The sequence below is a fragment of the Shewanella sp. 3_MG-2023 genome (genome assembly GCF_030548765.1).
Lineage (GTDB): Bacteria > Pseudomonadota > Gammaproteobacteria > Enterobacterales > Shewanellaceae > Shewanella.
Window position 1 is genome coordinate 1 of the sequence record NZ_JAUOSH010000060.1, and the last position, 6,005, is coordinate 6,005.

1 protein-coding gene is annotated in these 6,005 nt (G+C 44.2%); it reads right to left on the reverse strand.

The window, feature by feature from the left end:
• Positions 1–6,005 (reverse strand): tandem-95 repeat protein (locus Q4591_RS19815; protein WP_303462561.1); only part of this gene is annotated, 6,005 nt, incomplete at both ends.

Sequence of the window (6,005 nt, forward strand, 5' to 3'; positions counted from 1 at the left end):
GAGAAGGTCACTGAGCCATCTTGGTTTTGAACCAGGATACCGTCGGTACCAGAGTAAGACACTGAGTCTAGGCTGACGGTGCCATCCACATCACTTGAGTTCGCTAATAACTGCTCAGCGCTGATGGTGATTTGGCCGTCTTCGTTGACTGTGTATGAGGTTGAACCCGCAACCGGTGCATCATTAATATCAGTTACTGTAATATCGATATTAGCGCCAACGGTTTCTTTTCCATCAGTGACCGAGAAGCTAAGTTCAACTTGACCATTAAAGTTCTCATTTGGCGCAAAACTATATGTTCCATCGCCATTATCAGTGAATACACCTTCGGTACCACTGTATTCAACACCACTAACGGATAAGTCGTCTCCATCGATGTCTGTTGCGCCCGTAAGCAATTGCTCATCAGTGAAGATTAAGGTTCCATCTTCTTCGACAGTGTAAGCTTGATCTTCCACTCCTACTGTTGTGTCATTTATAGGGTTAATAGTCAGATCAATGTTGGCTTGAACTGTGGTTCCACCGTCATAGACATCAAAGCTTATATCCATTTCACCATGGAAGTTTGCATCAGGAGTCAGGGTAAATGAGCCATCGTCGTTTTCTGTGATAGTAACGTTGTTACCGCCAGTTAGATTTCCAGCAGTTAAGTCATCACCGTCTACATCACTGGCATTGGCTAACAATTGCTCTTGAGACAGGGTAATACTGCCGTCTTCATCAACACTGTAAGCCAGATCACCCGAAACGGGTGCATCATTCACCGCAATGACTTCAATGCCTGCTGTGGTTTGCGCCACTGCCCCATCATCATCGATGACTGAGATATCGAGGCTAATATCACCATTGAAGTTCTCGTTTGGCGAGAAGGTCACTGAGCCGTCCGAGTTTTGAACCAGAATACCGTCGGTGCCTGAGTAGCTCACGCTATCTAAACTAACGCTACCATCAACATCACTAGAGTTTGCCAGTAACTGCTCAGGGCTAATGGTGATTTGGCCATCTTCGTTGACTGTGTATGAAGTTGAACCCGCTACCGGTGCATCGTTAACATCGGCAACAGCGATATCAATGTTAGCTGGGGTCACTTCAGTTCCATCGCTTACCCCATATTCAAGTTGCACATCACCATTAAAGTTTTCATTTGGCGCGAAGCTATGGGTACCATCACCGTTGTCGGTGAGCACACCATCGGTACCTGTGTAACTCACATCGGCGATAGTTAAATTATCACCTTCAATGTCGGTGGCACCAACAAGCAGTTGCTCATCGGTAATGATGATCACGCCGTCTTCGTTCATGCTAAAGCTTTGATCTTGCGCTAGAGCAGCATCATTAACAGGGTTAACACTTAGATTTAATTCAGTGGAGACGATTTGATCGCCATCACTGACATCAAAGCTAAATGATACTTCACCGTTGAAGTCCGCATCAGGGGTAACTGTGTATGTTCCATCACCATTGTCGACCAATGTGACATTGTCATCATCAGAGCTGACATTAACGGCAACTAAATCATCACCATCAAGATCGGTCGCATTCGCTAATAAATCAGCTTGAGTAATAGTGATTGAGCCATCTTCATCAACCTGTGCGGTAACTGCATCAGAATCAGGTGCATGGTCAACTTCAAAGTTTATCGTTTGAACAGTACTAGATTGATCGTCATTTGACAGTTCAGTGGCTGTTGCGATGATCTCTAACGATGCTGAACCGGTGTAATCCTCAGGGAAGGTAACTGCAAGGTTTTGATCCAACACAGTGGTTGGGATAACAACGCTGCCATCTTCACCAACAACAATTTCACCTTGGAAAATTTGGCTATTTGTTTCACCAACATCAATGGTAAATGTGAAGTCATCAAAATCTTGATCTCCGCCGCCAAAGAGATCTTCAACACCGTAAACAATATCGCCATCTTCATTCAGTGTGGTTCTCGTATGCTCTATGCCATCTTCGTTAAGATTGCTATTGCTGCCACCATGGAAAATCGCATCACCAAATTGACTTAAAATCGGCGTTTCGACGCCATCTTCACTAATGTGAACCAATTGCGGGTCGACTGAGTCGATAGTCGCAGGGTTACCATCGGCATCGCGGAACTCAAATGTACCGTCCTGCATATTCTCAAAGTCATTACGATTGAAACCATTTGGGATCACAAATAGATTGAAGCTTTCACCCGCCTCGACATCAAACGTGAAGGATGATTCACCTGGGATTAATTCACCGCCAGAGCCCACTTCAGAAGCATTTTCAAAACCAATTTGTACCCCTGTAATATTACCTTCTTCATCAACGGTATAGTAACCCGCCGTATTTTGATATCCGGCAGTTTCGCCCTGGAACGTCACGGTAATATCGGTATTGTCGTAACTGGTAATACCGCTGCTTTGTTCGTCAAACAGCGCTTCGCCGTCATAGGTCAGTACTGAACCTTCTGGTAAACCATTTACTTCAACCGTAAGGGTTTCAGAAAGGTCTTGATCCACTAGACTTGCATCAATATTAAGTTGCGTGGTTGAACCGGGCTCTACCACAATCACTTCATCAGTGACGACATCGCCATCACCGGTTGTTACTGTTAAGTCAGGAGCATCAGCAACGGCTTCGATGGCAACACCAATACTTTGTGATACCTCATCTGTGCCATCTGACACACTAAAATCGACCTCAATATTGCCACTAAAATGTTCATTCGGAGTGAAGCTGTAAGTACCGTCGCCATTATTCGTCAATGTACCTTCATCTGCGCTGTAAGATACATCAGTAATACTAAGCTCATCACCTTCGATATCTGTCGCTTGTGCCAATAATTGCTCTTCTGTGAAGATTAATGTTCCATCTTCTTGAATTGCAAAATTAAGCGGCTGCACTTCAGGCGCGTCATTAATTGGATTAACTGTCAGAGTCAGCTCTGTAGGTGTGTCAGTTTCACCGTCCGAAACATCATAACTAAAGACAATATCGCCATTAAAATCAGCAGAAGGCGTAACGCTAAAGGTACCGTCGCCATTATCGACAACGGTCGCATTTGGATCGTTAGTTTGTAAACCATCGGCTCTTAAGAAATCACCATCTTGATCTGATGCATTTTCAAGTAGCATTTCTTGAGTAACTAAAATTGTGCCATCTTCGTCTACAGAAGCAACAATAGGCCCAGCTTCAGGGACATCATTTACAAACTCAACATTAAGACTAATATCGGCCGAAACCACATCAGTGCCGTCACTGACATCAAAGCTCAAGCTGGCGGTACCGCTGTATTCCGCTTGTGGGGTTAGCGTATAAGTCCCATCGCCATTATCAATCACTTCAACGTTTGGATCTTGCGATGTGACATTAACAACAGATAACTCATCGCCTTCTATATCCGTTGCTTGAGCCAGTAACTGCTCGGTAGTAACCGTTATAGCTTCATCTTCCATGGTATTAAATGAAAGATCAGGAACATCTGGAGCATCATTAACTGGCGTAACCGTTAGATCTAATTCAGTGGCAACCGTTTCAATACCATCAGTCACATCGTATGTAAATTGGATGTCACCATTGAAATCTTCACTTGGGGTGATCGTAAAGCTGCCATTGTCATTTTGTACGACAGTCGCATTTTCATCGTTGGTAACAAGATTGGTTGCGGCCAGAGAATCACCATCGACATCACTGGCATTGGCGAGTAATTCTTCTTGAGATAGGGTAATACTGCCGTCTTCATCCACAGTTACCGCAACTGGGCCAGAGACTTCAGGGCCTTCGTTGTATTCTTCAACGGTAATATTTAATGAACTAGGAGCAGATGCTTGGCCATCACTAACCTCGAATGACAAAGACACATTGCCGGTAAATCCTTCTGCTGGCGTGAAGCTAAAGGTATTGTCACCGTTGTCGACCAAAGTACCATCCAGCTGATTGGTCAGCACTAAATCTTCAATATGAAGAATATCGCCATCAACATCACTTGCACCTGACAATAAGCTAGATGCATTAATGGTCATGGTGCCATCATTGAGCATTTGTAAATCTAATGGCGCCCCTGCAACAGGGACATCATTAACAGGGATAACAGTTAAATCAATATTATTGGTTGTAACATCTTGACCATCACTAATGCCATAACTTAAGTCGACGTCACCATTGAAATTTTCGTTGGGAACAAAGGTGTAACTACCATCGTCATTGGTAATTAACTCACCGGCATTACCGCTGTAACTCACATCTTGGATAGATAAATCATCACCTTCAATGTCAGATGCATTCGCAAGTAAATCAGCATCAGTGAAGCTAATAGAGTTGTCTTCTTCAGTGCTAAGGACTATTGGTCCAGATGCAATTGGTGCATCATTGACCTCAGCAAAGTTGATATGGATAGTATTGTCATCAACTAACTCACCATCAGTCACTTGATAAGTTAGGTCAATATCCCCCGAGAAATTCTCATCTGGGGTAAGGGTCCAAGTGCCATCACCATTGTCGGTTAGCGTTGCATTCTCATCGTTTAACTCAAGATTAATGATATCGAGATTTTCACTATCAATATCAGAAGCTTGTGCAAGCAACTGCTCCTCGGTTATCACAATAGAAGCAAAACCATCTGCCCCTTCTGAACTTGTCACAACAGGAAGCTCTGCAGATAAATCGATATCTTGATCACCAGCGTGAAGGTTCAGCTCAATTGTTTCTGTTACTTCAGTGCCATCTACGGCAATCGATGTAAAGACCACATCATCAGGTAACGTCTGCGATACAGACATATTCTGCACCACATAAGTGCCGTTACCTTCAATTGTGCCTAACTCAAATCGTGCTACGGGTTCATCCGTGGTAAGGGTATACGTATGCTCGAAACTACTATTATCATCTTTATGATAAGTTTGTGAGTCGATGAGGTTACCATCGGCATCAAAAGCCCTAATTTCTACTTCAGTGAAGTTTTTAGATCCTTCAACAAACCAACCACCTAAGCCATCTAGTTCGAAGCTGATTTCATTAATATCTTGGCCTTCAACATTAATAACTAGCTGCTCATCACCACTTAAACCTTGTCTATCGGTATCGCCAATACCATGGCCAATATGAGTATTACCATTCCAAGCGCCTAACGGCCCATCTGTACTCTGGGTGGTAACTACTAAGTCGCCATCAGTAAATTCACGGGTATGTGAATCTATTTCTGTGCCCCAATCATCAACTGTCGCATTATCATCGAAGGTACCGATTTGACTAGTATGAGTAGAATCAGTAACTGCGGTTTCATCAGCAACAAAGCGTACTTCAGTATCAGGCGCGAATTCTTGTCCTACCTCTAACGTCACCCATTCATCATTGATATTGGCTTGCACAATACCAAACTCAGGTTGTGCATCGAGGCGAATAGCAGGCTCTTCACGAAGACTAACGCCAACGGTTTGATCTTCTTCTGCTTGAATATAAATATCGGCACCCGCAATCGGTGCATCGTTGACTGGGTTAACGGTTAAATCAACACCGGTGGCCACTGTGGTGGTGCCATCTGAGACATCAAAGCTTAAGTCTAAGTCGCCATTAAAGTCCGCATCTGGGGTAATGGTGAAGCTGCCATCGTCATTCGCCACAACTGTTGCGTTGCCAGCAACGCTAAGCCCTTCAGCGGTTAAATCATCACCGTCTACATCAGATGCATTGGCAAGTAATTGCTCTTGGCTGAGAGTAATGGTGCCATCTTCATCGACATTGTAAGCCAGGTTACCATCAACCAATGGCACATCATTGACCGCGAGTGTGGTGATGCCTGCGGTGGTTTCAGCGGTCGCGCCGTCATCATCGATAACCACCACATCAAGACTGATTTCGCCGTTGAAGTTCTCATTAGGGAAGAAAGTGACCGAGCCATCAAGATTATTCGTTAATATGCCGTCGGTACCAGAGTATGACACTGAGTCTAGGCTGACGGTGCCATCCACATCGCTTGAGTTCGCTAATAACTGCTCAGCGCTAATGGTGATTTGGCCGTCTTCGTTGACTGTGTA